Below are 19,506 nucleotides of genomic sequence, written 5' to 3' on the forward strand. Positions count from 1 at the left end.
TTTAGTTATAGATTTATATGTCAAAAAATTAAATTCTATGTTAAATAATAGATATATTGATAATTATTATGTATAATTAGTGTATTATGTATTAAATTGATATATTAGGGGTGATATTTTGAAAAAAATATTAAAAACTAAAAAGGCAATAGCATTCTTAACGAGCTTATTCCTTACAACCACATTAATTACAGCGTTCCCAATTGTAGGACATGCTACAGAAAATGGAAAAACATTTGATATTGTTGAAGTTACAGATTTTCATGGAACATTAAAAGATTCATCAGGAAATCCAGTTGCAGGAGTTTTAGCTGATAGAATAGGAAATGTAAAAAAATCAAATCCAGATAGGACACTAATCTTAGGTGGAGGAGATTTATATCAAGGGTCTGCATTATCAAACCTTGTAAAAGGGGTGTCAGTTCAAAAGGTAATGTCTAAAATTGGAATGGAAGTAACAGCTCTTGGAAATCACGAATTCGATTGGGGTCTAGATACAATTATAAATACAACTATGAAAGATGCATCATATTCAATAGTTTGTAGTAATCTTTATAATAAGCAAACAGGCAAGAGGGTATTTGAACCATATAAAATTATAACTAAAGATGGTGTTAGGATTGCAGTTGTTGGTGGAATAACACTTGAAACACCAATAACATCAACACCTAAATATGTAAAAGACTACGAATTTACTGATATTGCAAATGAAATTAATTCAGTTGCAGCAGAAATAAAGGAAAATAATTTAGCGGATGTAACAATAGCTTTAGTTCATGAAGGAGATAATGGTGATAATACCACAGGAAAAATCTTTGATATAACTAATAAGCTAAAAAATGTAGACGCAGTATTCGCAGGACATAGTCACACTAAAACAGCAGCAATAGCTAAAATTACAAATATTCCAATTTTTATTGCAAGTGTTTATGGTAAAGGATACATAGATGCTAAGTTTAAAATAACTGATGATAAGAAAGTTGTATTTGATGCACCAAGTATTAATACTAGTTTTGTAGCTTTAGATAACGAAAATGGGTATAAAGCAAGTAATCCAAAAACAGATAGTGATGTTGATAAAATTGTAGACGAGTTTAGCAAAAATGTAGAACCATTAACAAATGAAGTTATAGGGCAAAATGCAGATAAAGATTTAACAAGAAAATTGGATGCTTCTCCATATGGCTCATCGATTTTAGGAAATTGGGCTGCAGATGTTACAAGAAATGCAGTTAAAGCCGATGTTGGATTTCAAAATAATGGTGGACTTAGAATAGACATACCAAAAGGTAAAATTACAGTAGGCACTATGTGGCAATTTATGCCTTTTGATAACACTATTTTTAAATTAAGTATGACAAAGGCTCAAATAAAAGAGGCATTGGAGCAAAATGTTGCAGATGGTAGTAAGGGGTTCCAAGTATCAGGAATTAAATTTACTTATAATTCAAATCTTCCATCGGGACAAAGAGTTAAGTCTATAACAAGAGAAGATGGAACTGAAATTAGTGATACTGAAAGTTTATCTGTAGCTATTCCTGATTTTATGGCTCAAGGTGGAGATGGATTTAGTGCATTCAAAAAATATGGTGGATCTAATGTTTCCAATGATACTCATATTTATGTTAGAGATGCACTAATAGATTGGTGTAAATCCAATAAAGATAAGAATGATAAAAACACAATACCAAATGCTGATGTTGCAAGGATGATTAACGATAGGACAAGCAATGCTGCAGCTTGGAAAAGTGAAGGCCAGAATTGGAAATATGTTAAAGACGGAAGTGCTGTTACTGGATGGAATGAAATTCAAGGTAAATGGTATCTAATGGATTCAACAGGCATAATGCAAAAAGGTTGGAATAAAGTTGATGAAAAGTGGTATTATTTAAATGATAATGGAGCTATGGTAACAGGTTGGATATATGTAGATGGAAATTGGTACTATTTATATTCTGATGGTTCTATGGCAAGTAGTATAACAGTTGATAGTTACACAGTTGATGAAAATGGAGCTTGGGTTGCATAAAACTAAAATTAAGACACATGAAAGAATGAAAAATGTATTTTGTTAAGTAGCGAACTAGTGAAGTTAATATAAATACAATAAAGATTAAAAAAATATTGATAGTCATTCATTTGCAGACTTATCAAGGCACATTCAAAAAATAACAAGTCCATCTGCCAAGATTATTTTGTACTTGTTATTTTCTTTTATGTGCCTAAAATGAATAACTATCAATTTTTTATAGAGAAATTTTTTATGCTGTGATTAGAAAATATAATTTAGTACGTGAAAATAAATATAGAATTTTTTAAAACTATATATTATCTGTAACAGTTAGAATTTTATCATTAGAATATTTATTCCAATTTTTTTTCCAAGATTTAATGCATTCATATAAGATTATAATCAGCATAGCAAGTATTATAAAAGATAATATAGTTAGTACAGTTTTTCCATTTGGAATATAGTTATCAAATATATTTTCAATAGATGCAGTTATTGTTGTTACTGAAATAAATATCATAGGTAATATTGTTATAGGAGTATATTTCCTTTTACCCATATCAATAAGTACTGAGGTACCAATTGCAAATGCTATTCCAGCAAGAGTTTGGTTAGCTACACCAAATAATGGCCATATAGTTGAGATATTGCCACTATAAAGTAGTGAACCCCATGTAACTGACATCAATGCACTAAAGAATATTAGGTTGAATTTAGACTCTTTTTTAGCTAGTGGTTTATACATTTTACCGAATAAATCTTGCAATAAATATCTTCCTATTCTTGTACCAGAGTCTATAGTTGTTAAGATAAATAAAGCTTCAAACATTATACAGAAGTGATACCAGTAAGGCATTATCTTAGATAGAATTGGTATATTATGAAATACGTATGTCATACCAACTGCTAAAGATACAGAACCACCAGGTCTTCCAGAAAGTGTTTCACCAACAAGAGATTCGAGCATTCCTAAATCTTTTGGAACTAAATTTAATTTTTCAAAAACATCTGGTAATGAGTTTATTGCAAAATAATCAGCTGTTGGTAAAGCAGTAGCAGCGATTAATGCCATTAATGCTACAAAGGCTTCAAGTACCATAGAGCCATAACCTATTGGATAAATATCTTTTTCATTTTTAATTAACTTAGGAGTAGTACCAGTACTTATAAGTGAATGGAAGCCTGATAATGCACCACAAGCTATTGTTATAAATAAGAAAGGAAAGACTTTACCACCAACAACTGGACCGCCACCATGAACGTATTGTGTTATTGCTGGCATTTGAAGTTGTGGTCTAACTAATATTATTCCTACAACTAAAGCACCGATTACTCCAAGTTTCATATAAGTACTTAAGTAATCACGAGGTAATAATAATAACCATACAGGTAAAGCGGCAGCACAAAATCCATACAATGCCAATACAACTGATAATTGCTTGGTATTAAGAGTTAAAAAATGTCCTAGTGCTGTATTTTCAATTTGTGGTCCAAAGATAACTGCAAGTAATATTAAAGTCATTCCTATTATAGTACCTTCGACTATTTTACCAGGTCTTATATATTTTAGATAAATCCCAACAAAGATTGCAATAGGAATAGTTGAACCAACAGTAAATGTTCCCCATGGACTATTATAAAGTGAATTAACAACTGGTAAACCAAGACCAGCCATTGTAATTATAAGTATAAAAATAACAGAAATTGAAGTTATAAAGCCAATCCTCTTGCCTAAAGTTCGCTTGGCAATTTCAGCTATGGACTCGCCATCAAATCTAACTGATGCAAATAACATTATAATATCATGTACTGCACCTGCTGCAACAGATCCTATTAATATCCATAGTGCTCCTGGAAGATATCCAAATTGAGCAGCTAATACTGGACCTATAAGAGGACCTGCACCTGCAATAGCAGCAAAATGATGTCCTAAAAGCACCCATTTATTTGTAGGTACGTAGTCTTTACCATCATTGTAGATTTCAGATGGAACTTTTCTAGTTTCATCTAAAACTAATACTTTCGCTGCAATAAAAGCGCCATAAAACCTATAACCAAGAATTAAAATTAATGCGCCAATGATTACTAAAACAATAGAATTCATATTTACTTCCCCCTTTTGTAAATGTTTAACTCTCAATATATAATTTATCACTAAAATATGTAATTTACAATAAAATCCAACAAAAAAGAACTAATTATGGTAAAGATAATCATTTGTGCTATTATCAAGATGAAAGTGAATGTGTTAGAATCGTTAGTTTAGGATTAGGCACATGAAAGAAAATAACAAGTCGAAAATGTCCTGATTATTTTTTTGAATGTGCTTTAGTACTTTCATCAGGAATATAAATTAATGAGGGAAGATGTTCGTTACTTGAAAAAGGAATGAATTTTGTATATAACAATATTAATGAAGAGCATGATTTTAGTTATAATAAGTTATTATGATACAATAGTATAATAATAGATAAGGCACATTCTAATAAACAACAAGTCCATTTGCCAGCCTATTTCCCATCATGCTGCGTCGGTAAATTGACCTAATAGACACGCTATGAGGGCAATTCACCTCCTTGCCTAATGAAAAATATCCATGGCAAATTGGATTTGTTATTTATTTTCACGTGCCTAAAATTTATTCTATTATCTACATGTGAATATTTCATAGTAAAAGGAAGTGAGAGAATATGGATATAATTTTAGTTTTATCAGTTGTAGTTTTAGTTTTAAATATATTTTTCTCATTATCATTAATCTTTATAGAGAGAAAGGATCCAACTACAACATGGGCTTGGCTTTTAATATTATTGGTGTTGCCTGGCTTAGGATTTATGATATATGTTGTGCTTGGACAAAATTTAAGTAGGCAAAAGATTTTTAAGGAAAAAATAAAAGTCGATCAAGACAAAAGAAAAAATATAAATGACAAATATGAATCGAATATCCATTACCATGATGGTGGAGAACGTTTTTTAGATTTAAGAAGAATGAATTTAAATCATTCAGGTGCAAAATATACAACAAATAATAATGTAAAAGTATATATAGATGGTGAAGATAAGTTTAAACAATTAATTGAAGATATAAGAAATGCAAAAAGATATATTCATATGCAATATTATATATTTAAAAATGATATTCTTGGAAAAGCTATAATAAAAGAACTCACTAAAAAGGCAGCATGTGGATTAGAAGTTAGATTATTAGTAGATAGTATGGGATCTCGTAATTTAACAAAAAAAGCACTTGAAAAATATTTAAATTGTGGAGGAAAATTTTCTATATTTTTTCCGGGAATTTTACCACATATAAATACTCGTATAAACTATAGAAACCATAGAAAAATAGTTGTAATTGATGGAGAGTATGGTTATGTTGGAGGATTTAATGTAGGAAAGGAATACATAAATAAAGATCCTAAAGTAGGATTTTGGAGAGATACTCATGTAAAAATTGAAGGGGAAGCAGTTGATGATTTAAATGAAAGATTTTTGCTTGATTGGTGTTATGCAGCACAGGAAGAAATAGATGATTATGATAAATATTCATTAAAAGATAGAAAGACAGTTGGAGATGTTGGGATACAAATAGTAACTAGTGGACCTGACCATAAAGAGGAATACATTAGAAATGCATATATTAAGCTTATAAATAATGCAAAGCAAAATGTATACCTTGAAACACCATATTTAGTTCCAGATTCGCCTATATTAGAATCATTAAAAATATCAGCATTATCTGGTGTTGATGTAAGAATAATAATACCAGGTAAACCAGATCACTTTTTTATGCAATGGGCAGCAAGCTCTTATATAGGGGAATTATTAGAAGCAGGAATAAAAATATATAGATATCAGAATGGATTTATTCATGCTAAGACAATAGTTGCAGATAGTGCAGTAATAAGTATAGGAACAGCTAATATGGATATTAGGAGTTTTAAATTAAATTTTGAAGTTAATGCATTTATTTATGATGATAGAATTGCAAAAGAAGGGGAAATGCAATTTATGAAAGATATCAAAGATTCAGAACAACTAACAAAAGAAGTATATGATAATAGAAGTTTTTCTATTAGAATTAAAGAATCATTAATTAGATTAGTATCACCAATACTATAATATTAATCATAATCAAAAAAATAACAAGTCAATATGCGAGTATATGTCTTGTCAAACTTCGTAAACATATTAATCTAATAACATGTTATTAGTGAATTGTACTTTCTTGTTTGATGCAAAATATACATAGCATTTTAGACTTGTTATTTTATTTACATATGATTTAAATAATTTTAGATGGCTTTACAATATTATCTTGGTAATAACATTGCAATTACTGCACAATATAAAAGTAAAGATGAATAAGACCCAATCAAAAAAGCTTTGATATATATTATCAAATAATGTAATATCTAATAATGGATACCAAGGAAAAATTATATAGGGCACATGGACTCGTTAATTTTTGAATGTGCGTAAATATAAAAAAGAAATTAATTTTATAGATTGGAGTATAGCATGAAAGACAAAATTAAATTCTATTATTCATTATCTACATTTATAAATTATGGGGTAATGAGTATTGTAACGACTTTTTATGTACCGTATTTAAATCAAGTAGTTGGATTATCATTAAGTGAAGTAGGAAAAGTAGTTTCAATAGGAGCATTATTTGCGATTATTTCACAACAAATCCTAGTAGGTAAATTTTCTGCAATTCACAATAAGAAAAAGTTTGTAATGATTCATTTAAGTGCATTAGTTTGTATGATACTATTTTTAATGTTTATAAATAAATCAATTATTTATCTTTACGCAATTCTATATGGAATTATTGTGCAGACATCAAGTACGATTTATGAAGTATATGTTGAAGGAATGTGCAGTAAACAAAAAATGGAATACTCACAAATAAGAAAATGGGGATCTATAGGTTTTGGATGCATAGTACTTTTAAGTGGTACTATGATTTTAAAATATGGATTTAAAAGCATACATATTTTAGGAGCTGTAATGACAGCCTTAATTGTATTTATAATAGCTTCAAAATTTAAAAATATTGATTCAAAAGAACAAAGAAGCACATTGAAATTAAAGGATATATTAAAAAATAAAAATTCAATCATCCTTGCAATTTCAAATGTTCTAATTATTGGTACTTATACTGCAATAGAATTTGCATATTCAACTTATTTAATACAGATAACAGAAAATGCTGATTTAGCTAACTCTATATACAGTAAATCTATATTCTCAAGAGTTGTTTTAGAATTTTTGTCATTTATGTTTGTTGGAAAATTTCTAAACCATAAAGATCCTAAGAAATATTTAATTATGGCGTTTTTTATAGCAGCAACAAGGATATTATTATTCTCAACTTCAAATGTTATTTTAGTTGTATTAGGTGATCAATTACATGGAGTAATGTATGCATGTTATCTAACATTTTTATTTAAATATATTAGAAATGTTGTAGATGACAATTTAGTAGCAGGAACATATTCACTTGTAAATGTACTAGGGTCAGCAGGTGCAAATTTTATATATCCCCAGATGTTTAGTGCAATTCAAGTGAAATTTGGATATTCAATTATGTATTTAGTCGGATTTTTCATTATTTTCATGTTCACTTTGATTTCAATTAAAATGCTTCCTAAAGAAAAAGTGTATGATAATAACACTAAAGTTGTAGTATAGACAAACAACTTTGAATTAGGCGGCAGCTAACCGAAATAAGGGTGAATTCTTTTGCTCGGTTGCTTAGATAATTTGACTGTGGATTTCTAACAGTAGAAATCCTACAGCCAAATTATCAATGCAACGCTACGCAAAAGAATTCACCCTTATTTCTAGTGTAGAACTTTAAATATAGTTAATAATATGTTTATCCATAGAGGAGATTTCTTATTTATAGGACATTGTGATTAAACAAAATTTTACAACAAGCAAATCGTTATAACTTCATATGTTAAGTAGTTATTTTTTATATAATTGTTGCACAAACTAGATTTTTTCACATCCTCATATAGATAAACATATATATTGATAAAAGTTATAAATATTATGATTACTAGTGTAGAGTATATAATATTAATTATTAATGTAGAAACAATAAAGTAACAAATATGATTTGGAATGAATATTTGTTATCAGACAAGGAGGCAGATTGTTTTTATAGCGAGCTTATTAGGACAATCTATTGATAAACAGATAAGTGAAAGTCCAAATCTGTGATTTGGTGTGAATCGCTTAATAAGTGAGTGTTATGCGAATCAAACTTCCTTTTATGAAAAATATACACATTAAAGAAGGGCAGCTATGCTGCATATAAGAACATTTATGCCAGATGGACTTGTTATTTTTAGATTGTGCCTAAAATATATAATTACTGAAATTGAATTTATATCTATACTAGAAATCAAGAATATTTTTGTGTAGTAGACATTTGAAAATGAGCTGTTCAATGTTCTTAATAGATGGTTAGGATTAAATAAAATCTTATATTAATATTTATAGATAAAACTAGAAATTAGGAATATGTTTTTGTGGAGTGTTTCGTAAGGAATTTTTATGGGTTTGATTCTTAGAGCATAAGTTGTTCCAAATATGCTAGTTCAAAGCTTGAATTTGAGGCTAGCATTTTGGGGTCAACTTGTGCTCTTAGAATCATCCATAAAATTCATTAGAAACCGAAACAAAAACATATTCCTAATTTTGGTAAGCGACCACATAACTTTAAATTTTAAGTCCATTATTTAGATATCTGTTACTTTAATCATTTTGAAGCCCTTTTCTTCTAAGATATCTATTAGTCTTTTTAATGTTGAGTTATCCTTATATGTAAAGTTAGGAGATCCTGCTTCATCTTCGCTTAGAGAAATATAATCATCTTCTAAACTTGGATGATAAAACACACTTCCCATATTATTTATATTAGCATTTTTTAAATTAGCTAAAGTAATATCTTCCTTGCCTTCAGGAATATAATTAAGTGGAGTAGAAATATAGTAAGAAGACTTGTTATAAGGGCTAAGCTGAGGCTTTGTTAAAGATGCATTATCTAAGCCATAATCATTAAATGGATAGTAAAGAATCTTAAAATATTTTTCAGCAATTTTGTTTTGTTCAGAAGTAATTTCATAATGAGGGGTTTCAAAGAAACCTATTGGAATATCTAAATAAGAAGCTGTCTCAATAGCTTTTTCAATTTTTTCTTTAAATACGCCTGTAGAAGGTTCAACTCTTCCAAATTCAAAACTAACGCCAGATTCTTCATTTTTACATTGATGAGTGTATCCATGAAGACCAATTACTCCGTTGTGAGTTGAAAAATAATCTAGACTATATACCATTTCTGCAATTTCAAAATTATTCTTACTCAAAGGATCATTATCAATATTGTAATTAGGGATTACATACCTTGGAATCCATGCAATATGATAAGGAATCTCTCTTTGATACATATAATTTGCTATTATCCTTAGTTTTTCAAAATAATCTTTAGAATAATCTTGTGAGCTTAATCCAACATCTTCAAATCTTATGAGGCCTATTTGATCTATTTTTGATTTATATGGAGTAATATCTTTCATAACAAAATCATTTGTTTTACAATTGATCGTTTTTGTATCCTTGTTCCATCTGGTATAGAGATTTAGCATATTTGAAAAATCAGAAAATCCTATATAATATATATCATTTTCGTTTAATAATGATTTTTTTAGAGAAAATTTATTATTATAGTTTGTAACTATATTGTCTGATAAGTTAATTGAATAATTCTTATCATTAAGTGTTATGTTTAATAAATTTTCATCTTTTTCAATTTTTCCATTGAGCTCATGAATAAATTCGTTTAAAGAAATATAATATCTATTTTTATCTAGATATATTGGCAATGTGAGGTTTAAAGTTTTACCATCAATTTTAAATATGACATTGTCTTTAGGCATATTGAAACCATTAAAGTTAGTGTAATTTAAACTTAATTCTTTATTTGAACTAGCTGAAGCTTGGTTTGGAGTTTTTTCTTCAAGTTTATTTTTTATAGAGATTTTGTTGTTGCATCCCATAAAAATAAATGTGAAAAGTGTTAAAAGAATACACAAAAATTTTTTAATCATCATTGTTATTTTCCACCTTATTATTTTTGAATGTAATTTACTATACTTTGTCTATTATTTACATATAGATATTTTTTATGAATTTTTCAAAAAATATCTATATATCAAAGTTGAAAATAATTACAAGAAATTTTTCTTTTACAATATCAATAAGAAAATATTATTGATAAATGCATATAAATTCGTGGAAAAAAATAAAAAATTATCAATTATCATTGACAATTTATTTTAGTTTGTTATAATGATAAAAAAGATAAATCTTACAGACAATTATTGAATTGATATTTGTTTAGTAATTATTAAATCAGAAATGGAGAAGAAATCATGAAAAAGGATATTAAAAAATTAGTTATGCAAAAATTTTATAGCTTTTTTTATTTTATGTTCTGGGGCTTTTATTTTAGCGCTGGCTATTTATTTTGCAAAAAACTGAATAATATCTTTTTAATGAGTGATTAAATTTATATAGAATTTTTTTATATTTAGATAAATACTATCGATACTAGATAGAGCTCATTAGAATATGAGCTCTATTTTTTTTATAAAAAGTTATTTTAAAAATTGGATAAAGTGATAAAAATATACACCTTACCCAAAATTTTAAATAAATTATACAATATCAAATAAAAACAAAATAAATGCAAGGGGGCAATAAACATGATAGTAATTTTAAAGCAAAAGGCAAGTCAAGAAGAGGTGGCAAAATTAACAAAACAACTTGAAGCTAAAGGAGTAATAGTAAATCCAGTTATAGGAACTGAAAAAAGTATTTTAGGATTAGTAGGTGATACAACTAAAATTGATCCTTCAAGCATTGAAGCAAATGGAATTGTTGAAAGAGTAATGAAAGTTCAAGAACCTTTCAAGAAAGCAAATAGAATGTTTCATCCAGAACCAACAATAGTTGATGTTAATGGTGTGAAAATAGGTGGAAATAAAATAGCAATGATTGCAGGTCCTTGTTCAGTTGAAAGTGAAGAGCAAATAACTGATATAGCTAAGGAAGTTAAGGATATTGGGGCTAATTTCTTAAGAGGAGGAGCATTTAAACCAAGAACTTCACCATATGCATTCCAAGGATTGAAATATGAAGGATTAGAACTTTTAAAGAAGGCAAGAGAAAACACAGGATTGCCTATAGTTACAGAACTTATGTCACCTTATGATATAGAAACATTTGTAGAAAATGTAGATGTAATTCAAGTTGGTGCTAGAAATATGCAAAACTTTGATTTACTTAAGGAACTTGGAAAAATAGATAAGCCAATATTATTAAAGAGAGGTTTATCTGCAACTATAGAAGAATGGTTAATGTCAGCTGAATATATTATGGCTGGAGGAAATGAAAATGTAATTCTTTGTGAAAGAGGAATAAGAACTTTTGAAACTTACACAAGAAATACTTTAGATTTAAGTGCAATACCAGCAGTTAAGAAGTTAAGTCATTTACCAGTAGTTGTTGATCCTAGTCATTCAGCAGGAAAGTACTGGATGGTTGAACCATTAGCAAAGGCAGCAATAGCAGTTGGTGCAGATGGACTTATAATAGAAGTTCATAATGATCCAGCAAATGCGTTATGTGATGGACCACAATCAATAAAACCTAACAAGTTCGCTAAGCTTATGGAAGAATTAAAAGTTATAGCAGCAGCAGTTGGAAGAGAAATTTAAGTTAGTTAAGAGTCAACAATGAACAGTTAACAGTTTATGAAGATTTTCACTTTAAAAGATCTTAGAATAATAAATTAATTATAATGTGATTTTAATGATATCTACTAACTGTTTATTGGGAAAGAGGAGTGTTGATAAATGGAAGAGTTAGTTGTGGATTTAAAGGAAAGAAGTTATCCGATTATCATAAAAAAGGGATTAATTGATGAAATTAATTTAGAGATAAGTAAAATCTACAAAGGGAAAAAGATATTTATACTAACAGATAAAAATGTAGATGCACATTATGGAGATAAAATTAAGAGCAATTTAGTTAATGAAGGATATAATGTTAAGTTAATGGTTTTAGAGCCAGGTGAAGAAACTAAGTCTTTTAATACTCTTCCTTTAATTTATAATGAACTTTTAGATTTTAAGTTTACAAGAAGTGATTTAATAATAACTCTTGGTGGAGGAGTTATTGGAGATTTAGGAGGATTTGTAGCATCAACATTTTTAAGAGGAGTGCCATTTGTTCAAATACCTACATCATTACTTGCTCAAGTTGATAGTAGCGTAGGTGGAAAAGTTGCAGTTGATTTAGAAAGAGGGAAAAACTTAGTAGGAAGCTTTTATCATCCTAAGTTAGTTTTAATAGATCCTAATGTGTTAGAAACTTTAAGTGATAGATTTTTTACAGATGGTATGGCTGAAGTTATCAAGTATGGATGTATAAAAGATAAAGAGTTCTTTTATTTCTTAAAAAGTTTAAAAACTAAAAAGGAAGTTATGAACAATATTGAAAAAATTATTCACAAATGTTGCTTTATAAAAAAGTGTGTTGTGGAAAACGATGAAAAAGATACAGGGGAAAGAATGTTATTAAATTTTGGACACACCCTAGGGCATGCTATAGAAACATACTATAATTTTAAGAAGTTTACTCATGGGGAAGCTGTTGCAATAGGTATGTATGAAATAAGCAAAATTTCAGAGGAAAAAGGAATTAGTGAAAAAGGTATATCGCAAGATATTAAGGAAATATTAATTCAATACGGACTTCCTTATGAAGTTGAGATTGAAGATAATTCAAAGATATTAGATACTATATCACTAGATAAAAAAAATATTGATAATGTTCTAAAAGTTGTATTACTAAAGAGAATTGGCGACTCATTTTTAGAAAAAACTGATGTTAAGTTCTTTTCTTAGTATAAATTTCACAAAATATAACGGATTGTGTCAGTAAAATTTAATTTTACAAATCTATGACATTATTAAATCATGAAAAATGAATGATATAGGAAGAAAAATCTACGGCTTTTCAAAAAAATAAAAATAATTATAGAATAAATCATATTGCAACATATATATTAAAAAGCTATTAAAAAATAATTTGAAGTTTTATCTTGAAGGAATTAGAGGTGAGATGATGGGAAACTTGAAGATTTATCCCCAAAAGTTACAAGGGGAAGTTAAAATACCACCATCTAAGAGTATGGCTCACAGAGCAGTAATTTGTGCAGCTCTTGGAGATGGTGCAAGCAGAGTTACTAATATAGATTATTCAGATGATATTATTGCAACAATTGATGCTATGTCATCTCTTGGAGCTGTGATAACTAAAAAAGAAGAATATCTTGAAGTGACAGGAATAAAATCCACAGCTAACAAGGTCAATGATCAAATAAAAGAAGAGAGAACTATAGATTGTAATGAATCAGGTTCAACACTTAGATTCTTAGTTCCTATTGCAGCTTTATTTGATGGAGTAAATAGATTTGTTGGAAGAGGAAACTTAGGTAAAAGACCATTAGATACATATTACAATATATTTAATGAACAAGGAATAAAGTACACTCATAAAGAAGGCATTTTAGATTTAAAAACTGAAGGAAAGTTAAAAGCTGGAGAATTTAGACTTAAAGGTAATATTAGTTCACAATTCATAACTGGATTATTATTTACTCTTCCTTTATTAGATGGAGATTCCAAGATTATAATAACAACTCAGTTAGAATCAAAAGGATATATTGATTTAACCTTAAGTGCAATGAAAGACTTTGGAATAGATGTTATAAATAAAGATTATGAAGAATTTATAATCAAAGGAAATCAAACTTATAAAAGTAGAGATTACAGAGTAGAAGGAGATTATTCTCAAGCAGCATTTTTCCTATCTGCTGATGCACTTCTAAATAACGTAGTTGTTAATGATTTGAAAACAGATTCCCTTCAAGGGGATAAGGAAGTAATGGATATTTTAGAAAGAATGGGAGTAAGTTTTAAGAATAAAAATAATGGACTAATTGGAGAAGTGGATAATAATTTAAAAGCAACTATTATTGATGGTTCTCAATGTCCTGATATAATCCCAGTTATTTCTTTAGCTGCAGCTTTAAGTGAAGGCACAACAGAGATAATAAATGCAGGAAGACTTAGAATAAAAGAATGTGATAGATTAGCAGCTGTAACATCTGAACTTAATAAATTGGGTGCTAAAATTATAGAAAAAGAAGATGGATTAATTATTGAAGGAGTTACAAAACTTAAAGGTGATGTAGAAGTTTGGAGTCATAAAGATCATAGAATTGCAATGACACTAGCGATAGCATCTACAGTATGTGATTCACCTATAATATTAAAGGATTATGAATGTGTTTCTAAGTCATATCCAGAGTTTTGGAAGGATTTTAAGAACGTAGGAGGTTCATTTGATGAGTGGAATATGGGGAAATAAATTAAAAGTTTCTATTTTTGGTGAATCTCATGGTGTTGGAATAGGCATCACAATTGATGGACTTCCATCGGGTGTTGAAATTAATATGGAAGATGTCATGAAAGAAATGGCAAGACGTGCACCAGGAAAAAGTAAGTTATCTACTGCAAGAAAAGAAGGAGATGTTCCAGAAATTTTAAGTGGATTTTTCCAAGGCAAGACCACAGGAACACCATTATGTGCAGTAATAAGAAACTCAGATATGCATTCTAAGGATTATGGTAAGCTTAAAGATTTGATGAGACCTGGACATGCAGATTATCCTGGATTTATTAGATATAATGGATTCAATGATTATAGAGGCGGCGGTCATTTTTCAGGAAGAATCACTGCCCCATTAGTGTTTGCGGGAGCAATATGTAAGCAGGTTTTAGAAGCAAAGGGAATTAGTATAGGAGCTCATGTTAAGAGCGTTGGAAAAATAGAAGATAAAAGTTTTAATGAAGTTAATTTAAACAAAGAACTTTTAGAAAAATTAAAAGTTAAAGAATTACCACTTTTAGCTCCAGAAAAAGAAGATGAAATGAGAAGCACAATTTTAGAAGCAAAAAAGGATCAAGATTCAGTAGGAGGAACTATTGAATGTACAGTTCTAGGAATAAGTGCAGGAGTTGGAAATCCATTTTTTGATTCAGTCGAGTCTACATTGGCACATTTAATGTTTTCAGTACCAGCTGTTAAAGGAATAGAATTTGGAAAAGGCTTTTTAATGAGTGAATTAAGAGGTTCACAGTGTAATGATGAGTATTATTATGATGGAGATGAAATAAAAACTTATACAAATAATAATGGTGGAATCACTGGTGGAATCACTAATGGAATGCCAATATTATTTAAGGTTGGAATAAAGCCAACACCATCAATCTCAAAAGCACAAAGAACAGTAGATATATGTGAAAAGAAAGATGCCGAGCTTGTAATTGAAGGAAGGCATGATCCATGTATTGTACAAAGGGCAGTACCGGTAATTGAAGCAGTAACAGCGATTGGAATACTTGACTTAGTGATTTAAATTCTACATTAAAAATTATTTAGAATAATCACACATTTATAAAAGAATGGAGAAGTGTAAAATGGCAGATATAGATGATTACAGAAAAAGAATTGATGAAATAGATAAAGAAATAACTAAGCTTTTTGAAGAACGAATGGACAGTGTTATTAATGTTATAAATTATAAAATGGAAAATAACTTACCTATTTTCAATAGAAGTAGAGAAGATGAAGTTATTGAAAAAAATTTAGGATATCTAAATAATAATGATTATGGTGAAGAAACTAAGAAATTTTTCGTTAATTTAATGGAAGTTTCTAGAGAATTACAAAGTAGAAAAGTAGAAGAAGCACAATCTATTAAAGAAGATAGAAAAGATGTAATTGAAACAAATAAACAAAAGCAAGGTAAGGTTGGATTCTTTGGAGTTGTAGGATCATTTTGTGAAGAAGCGATGATTAAATATTTTGGAACTGCTGATGATTCAAAAGCTTATGATGAATTTGAAGATGTATTTATAGCTGTTAAAAATGATGAAATACAATATGGAGTTTTACCAATAGAAAATTCTTCAACTGGTGCTATTTCAGGAGTATATGATCTTTTATATAAATATGGTTTTTATATTGTAGGAGAAGAATGTATAAAGATAGACCAAAATTTAATGGGAATCCCAGGAACATCTTTGGATGATATTAAGGAAGTATATTCACATCCACAGCCATTTGAACAAAGCACTAACTTTTTTAAACAACATTCTGATTGGAAGCTTATACCGTTCCATAGTACATCTGTAAGTGCAAAGCTTGTTAGTGATTTAAAGGATAAGTCAAAGGCTGCAATTGCAAGTAAAAGAGCTGCAAAAATATATGGGTTAGAAATTCTTAAAGCAAATATAAATAATCAAAGTGAAAATTCAACTAGATTTATAATAATATCAAAGAAATTTGAATCAGATTCAAGTTGCGATAAGGTAAGTGTTGTGTTTTCTCTTGAACACAAAGCTGGAACATTATATAAGCTATTAAGACACTTTGCAGAAAATAATATTAATATGATGAAAATTGAATCTAGACCAATGGAAAAGGGAGCTTGGAAATATTTCTTATATGTCGATTTTGAAGGCAACATCGAAAGTAATGAAGTAAAGACAGCTTTAAAGCTAATTGAACAAAGCAGTGCTTATTTTAAATTAATTGGTTCTTATAAAAAATATATAAAATAAGAAAAATAAGTTATATAGAAGAGGGGGTTATAAGATGGATTTCTATGGAGTTTTAGGTCATAAATTACCTCATAGTATTTCACCGCAAATACATAAAGAAATTTTTTCATTATTAAATATTGAAGGTGCTTATAAAATTTTTGAAGTAGAGAAAGATGATTTGTGTAAATTTGCAGATTCTTTAAGAGTTCTTAAGATAAAGGGAACTAATGTAACTATTCCTTATAAAGAAGATATAATGAAATATCTAGATTTTATATCACCAGAATCACAAAAAATAAAGGCTATTAATACAATTTTTTTAAAAGATAATAAGCTATATGGATATAATACTGATTATTTTGGATTTGGAACTATAATAAATAAAAACAAAATAGAAGTTAAAGACAAAATTGCTATGGTCCTTGGAACTGGTGGAGGAGCAAAAGCTATAGTTACATTTCTTTTAGATCATGATATTAAAAAAATATATCTAGTTTCAAGAGCAAAAACCAATGTTTCAGAATACGAAGATTCTAGAGTTGAATATGTAACTTATGAAGATATAGAAGAAATTAAAGGCGATATTTTAATAAATACAACTCCAGTAGGAATGTATCCTAATGTTGGAGTAAGTGCGGTTAATGAAGAGGTAATAAATAATTTCTCTACACTAATTGATATAATATATAATCCAAGAAAAACTAAGTTTTTAGAAATTGGAGAAAAATTAAATAAAAAAGTTTGTGGTGGATTAGAAATGCTAGTCGGTCAGGCTGTAAAATCAGAAGAAATATGGCAGGAAACATCTATTAGCGATGAAGTCATGGATGAAGTATATCAATGTATTAATGAACAATTTGGGCACATGAAAGAAAATAACAAGTCCAAAATGCCATGATTATTTTGCAGCAGGCAAGAAAGTGGATTTGTTTCATAGCGGGCTATTAGAGGAATCCGCTGATGAAGCATGATGCAAAATAGGCTTGGCAGATGGACTCGTTATTTATTTGAATGTGCCGTAAATAAAATAATATTTATATGGGGGCTAAGTATGAAAAATAAAATAGTTATTATTGGAATGCCTGGTAGTGGAAAAACGACAATTGGTAAGAAACTAGGAAAGGAATTATCATTGAAGTTTTTTGATATGGATGAATATATCCAAGAAAGTACAGGCAAAACAATATTACAACTTTTTGAAAATGGTGAAGATTATTTCAGAGATATTGAAACTGAAACTTGTAAAGATCTTATGAAATATGAAAATGTGTTAATTTCTACAGGTGGAGGAGTTATTAAAAAGGCAAAGAATATAGATATATTAAAAGAAGAAAGTTTAATTATTTTTCTTGATAGATCTGTAGATAGAATTCTTAGTGATGTTGATGTTTCACAAAGACCTTTACTTAAAGATGGAAAAGAAAAAGTAATAAGACTTTATGAGGAAAGATATGAACTTTATAAAAAATATGCGGATGAAATAGTCGTGAATGATAGCGATATTGATGAGATAATAGCTAGATTTAAAAATATAATAAATGACACGAAAAAAGTAAAAATGTTATAAAAATTGTTATTATATATTGCTTATTTGATATTTTTGGTGAAAAAAATTTGCGAATCCATTATAATATATATGAAGAATAGTAGAATAGTAGAAAAAAAATTAATAAAAATAAAATTAATTAAAAGAGAAGTACAGGAGGATTTAATATGATAATTATTATGAAACCAAAGGCAAGCGATGAAGAAATAGGAAAGGTTAAGGCTGTAATTGAAGGAAAAGGACTGGAAACTAATCTTTCAAGAGGCGCTACATACTACATCATAGGTGTTGTTGGGGATACATCTATAATAGATCCTAAGAAGTTGCAAGTTCTTAAAGGTGTAGATAGAGTTATGAAGGTACAAGAACCTTTTAAGAAAGCTAATAGACTTTTCCAACCAGAAGATACTGTAATTAATGTTCAAGGTTCAATAGTTGGTGGCGGAAAGCTAGGAATAATGGCAGGTCCATGTTCAGTTGAAAGTGAAGAACAAATTGTTGAAGTTGCTAAGAGAATAAAGGCAGCAGGTGCTAACTTTTTAAGAGGAGGAGCATTTAAGCCAAGAACATCGCCATACAGTTTCCAAGGGTTAGAACTTGAAGGGTTAAAATTATTAAAGATTGCAAAACAAGAAACAGGACTTCCAATAGTAACAGAACTCATGTCAACTGATTATATAGATACTTTTGTTGATGAAGTTGATGTTATACAAATTGGTGCAAGAAATATGCAAAACTTTGATTTATTAAAGCAAATTGGTAAGACTAATAAACCAATATTATTAAAAAGAGGTTTATCAGCAACTATAGAAGAATGGTTAATGTCAGCTGAATATATTATGGCTGGTGGAAATTCAAATGTAATCTTATGTGAAAGAGGTATAAGAACTTTTGAAACTATTACTAGAAACACATTAGATTTACAAGCAATTCCAGTAATAAAGAAATTATCACATTTACCTATAATAATTGATCCAAGCCATGCTGGTGGAGAAGCTTATTTAGTAGAACCAATGGCTAAAGCAGCTATAATGGCAGGAGCTGATGGACTTATGATAGAAGTTCATAATGATCCAGAAAATGCATTAAGTGATGGTCAACAATCACTTACACCAGATCAATTTGATGGATTAATGACTAAAGTTAAAGCCGTAGCTAAAATAGAAGATAAAGAAATTTAATTCTTGAGGA

General features: G+C 28.8%; 13 protein-coding genes. 11 read left to right on the top strand and 2 right to left on the bottom strand.

All coding sequences use genetic code 11. From position 1 onward, the window contains the following. Nucleotides 1-118 precede the first annotated feature (118 nt). Nucleotides 119-2,029, top strand: coding sequence for a 5'-nucleotidase C-terminal domain-containing protein (locus CLSA_RS03305; RefSeq protein WP_022743974.1), 1,911 nt, complete (start codon nucleotides 119-121; stop codon nucleotides 2,027-2,029). 292 nt (nucleotides 2,030-2,321) lie between these two features. Here CLSA_RS03305 and CLSA_RS03310 read toward each other — a convergent pair whose 3' ends face one another. After that, nucleotides 2,322-4,115 (bottom strand): carbon starvation CstA family protein, encoded by a 1,794-nt coding sequence (locus tag CLSA_RS03310; protein WP_022743975.1) that lies wholly within the window; start codon nucleotides 4,113-4,115, stop codon nucleotides 2,322-2,324. 586 nt (nucleotides 4,116-4,701) lie between these two features. Here CLSA_RS03310 and cls point away from each other — a divergent pair. Beyond that, nucleotides 4,702-6,135, top strand: coding sequence for a cardiolipin synthase (gene cls / locus CLSA_RS03315; protein WP_022743976.1), 1,434 nt, complete (start codon nucleotides 4,702-4,704; stop codon nucleotides 6,133-6,135). Between the two features lie 399 nt (nucleotides 6,136-6,534). Then, nucleotides 6,535-7,713: an MFS transporter gene (locus CLSA_RS03320; RefSeq protein ID WP_022743977.1), complete on the top strand. Its 1,179-nt coding sequence runs from the start codon at nucleotides 6,535-6,537 to the stop codon at nucleotides 7,711-7,713. A gap of 1,058 nt (nucleotides 7,714-8,771) precedes the next feature. On the opposite strand, the gene CLSA_RS03325 is transcribed toward CLSA_RS03320, so the two are convergent. Continuing rightward, nucleotides 8,772-10,139: a DUF2334 domain-containing protein gene (locus CLSA_RS03325; RefSeq protein ID WP_171770634.1), complete on the bottom strand. Its 1,368-nt coding sequence runs from the start codon at nucleotides 10,137-10,139 to the stop codon at nucleotides 8,772-8,774. A 657-nt stretch (nucleotides 10,140-10,796) separates the two neighbouring features. On the opposite strand from CLSA_RS03325, the gene aroF (CLSA_RS03330) reads away from it, so the two are divergent. The 8 genes from aroF (CLSA_RS03330) to aroF (CLSA_RS03365) all read left to right on the top strand — a co-directional run bounded on the left by aroF (CLSA_RS03330) (nucleotide 10,797) and on the right by aroF (CLSA_RS03365) (nucleotide 19,496). After that, on the top strand, nucleotides 10,797-11,810 hold the full coding sequence (gene aroF, locus CLSA_RS03330; RefSeq protein ID WP_022743980.1) for a 3-deoxy-7-phosphoheptulonate synthase: 1,014 nt from the start codon (nucleotides 10,797-10,799) through the stop codon (nucleotides 11,808-11,810). A 138-nt stretch (nucleotides 11,811-11,948) separates the two neighbouring features. Then, a complete protein-coding gene (gene aroB / locus CLSA_RS03335) occupies nucleotides 11,949-13,001 on the top strand; it encodes a 3-dehydroquinate synthase (RefSeq protein ID WP_022743981.1) in 1,053 nt (350 codons plus the stop codon). Nucleotides 13,002-13,221: 220 nt separating this feature from the next. Continuing rightward, nucleotides 13,222-14,529 (top strand): 3-phosphoshikimate 1-carboxyvinyltransferase, encoded by a 1,308-nt coding sequence (aroA, locus tag CLSA_RS03340; RefSeq protein WP_022743982.1) that lies wholly within the window; start codon nucleotides 13,222-13,224, stop codon nucleotides 14,527-14,529. Then, nucleotides 14,507-15,580, top strand: a complete 1,074-nt coding sequence (aroC, locus tag CLSA_RS03345; RefSeq protein ID WP_022743983.1) for a chorismate synthase — start codon at nucleotides 14,507-14,509, stop codon at nucleotides 15,578-15,580. The genes aroA and aroC overlap by 23 nt, the downstream gene beginning before the upstream one ends. 61 nt (nucleotides 15,581-15,641) lie before the next feature. Next, nucleotides 15,642-16,787, top strand: a complete 1,146-nt coding sequence (gene pheA / locus CLSA_RS03350; RefSeq protein WP_022743984.1) for a prephenate dehydratase — start codon at nucleotides 15,642-15,644, stop codon at nucleotides 16,785-16,787. A gap of 34 nt (nucleotides 16,788-16,821) precedes the next feature. Further along, nucleotides 16,822-17,667, top strand: coding sequence for a shikimate dehydrogenase (gene aroE, locus CLSA_RS03355; RefSeq protein WP_022743985.1), 846 nt, complete (start codon nucleotides 16,822-16,824; stop codon nucleotides 17,665-17,667). A gap of 153 nt (nucleotides 17,668-17,820) precedes the next feature. Next, nucleotides 17,821-18,336, top strand: coding sequence for a shikimate kinase (locus CLSA_RS03360; RefSeq protein WP_022743986.1), 516 nt, complete (start codon nucleotides 17,821-17,823; stop codon nucleotides 18,334-18,336). Nucleotides 18,337-18,482: 146 nt separating this feature from the next. Then, nucleotides 18,483-19,496, top strand: a complete 1,014-nt coding sequence (gene aroF / locus CLSA_RS03365) for a 3-deoxy-7-phosphoheptulonate synthase (RefSeq protein ID WP_022743988.1) — start codon at nucleotides 18,483-18,485, stop codon at nucleotides 19,494-19,496. Nucleotides 19,497-19,506 lie beyond the last annotated feature (10 nt).

Origin of the sequence: Clostridium saccharobutylicum DSM 13864 (assembly GCF_000473995.1) — a bacterium.
Classification (GTDB): Bacteria; Bacillota; Clostridia; order Clostridiales; family Clostridiaceae; genus Clostridium; species Clostridium saccharobutylicum.

What these genes read in the sequence shown, in the direction of transcription:
- pheA (WP_022743984.1), top strand. Translation starts at nt 15,642, where the DNA reads ATGGCAGATATAGATGATTACAGAAAAAGAATTGATGAAATAGATAAA.
- aroA (WP_022743982.1), top strand. Translation starts at nt 13,222, where the DNA reads ATGGGAAACTTGAAGATTTATCCCCAAAAGTTACAAGGGGAAGTTAAA.
- CLSA_RS03360 (WP_022743986.1), top strand. Translation starts at nt 17,821, where the DNA reads ATGAAAAATAAAATAGTTATTATTGGAATGCCTGGTAGTGGAAAAACG.
- aroC (WP_022743983.1), top strand. Translation starts at nt 14,507, where the DNA reads ATGAGTGGAATATGGGGAAATAAATTAAAAGTTTCTATTTTTGGTGAA.
- CLSA_RS03310 (WP_022743975.1), bottom strand. Translation starts at nt 4,115, where the DNA reads ATGAATTCTATTGTTTTAGTAATCATTGGCGCATTAATTTTAATTCTT.
- CLSA_RS03320 (WP_022743977.1), top strand. Translation starts at nt 6,535, where the DNA reads ATGAAAGACAAAATTAAATTCTATTATTCATTATCTACATTTATAAAT.
- aroB (WP_022743981.1), top strand. Translation starts at nt 11,949, where the DNA reads ATGGAAGAGTTAGTTGTGGATTTAAAGGAAAGAAGTTATCCGATTATC.
- cls (WP_022743976.1), top strand. Translation starts at nt 4,702, where the DNA reads ATGGATATAATTTTAGTTTTATCAGTTGTAGTTTTAGTTTTAAATATA.
- aroE (WP_022743985.1), top strand. Translation starts at nt 16,822, where the DNA reads ATGGATTTCTATGGAGTTTTAGGTCATAAATTACCTCATAGTATTTCA.
- aroF (WP_022743988.1), top strand. Translation starts at nt 18,483, where the DNA reads ATGATAATTATTATGAAACCAAAGGCAAGCGATGAAGAAATAGGAAAG.
- CLSA_RS03325 (WP_171770634.1), bottom strand. Translation starts at nt 10,139, where the DNA reads ATGATTAAAAAATTTTTGTGTATTCTTTTAACACTTTTCACATTTATT.
- aroF (WP_022743980.1), top strand. Translation starts at nt 10,797, where the DNA reads ATGATAGTAATTTTAAAGCAAAAGGCAAGTCAAGAAGAGGTGGCAAAA.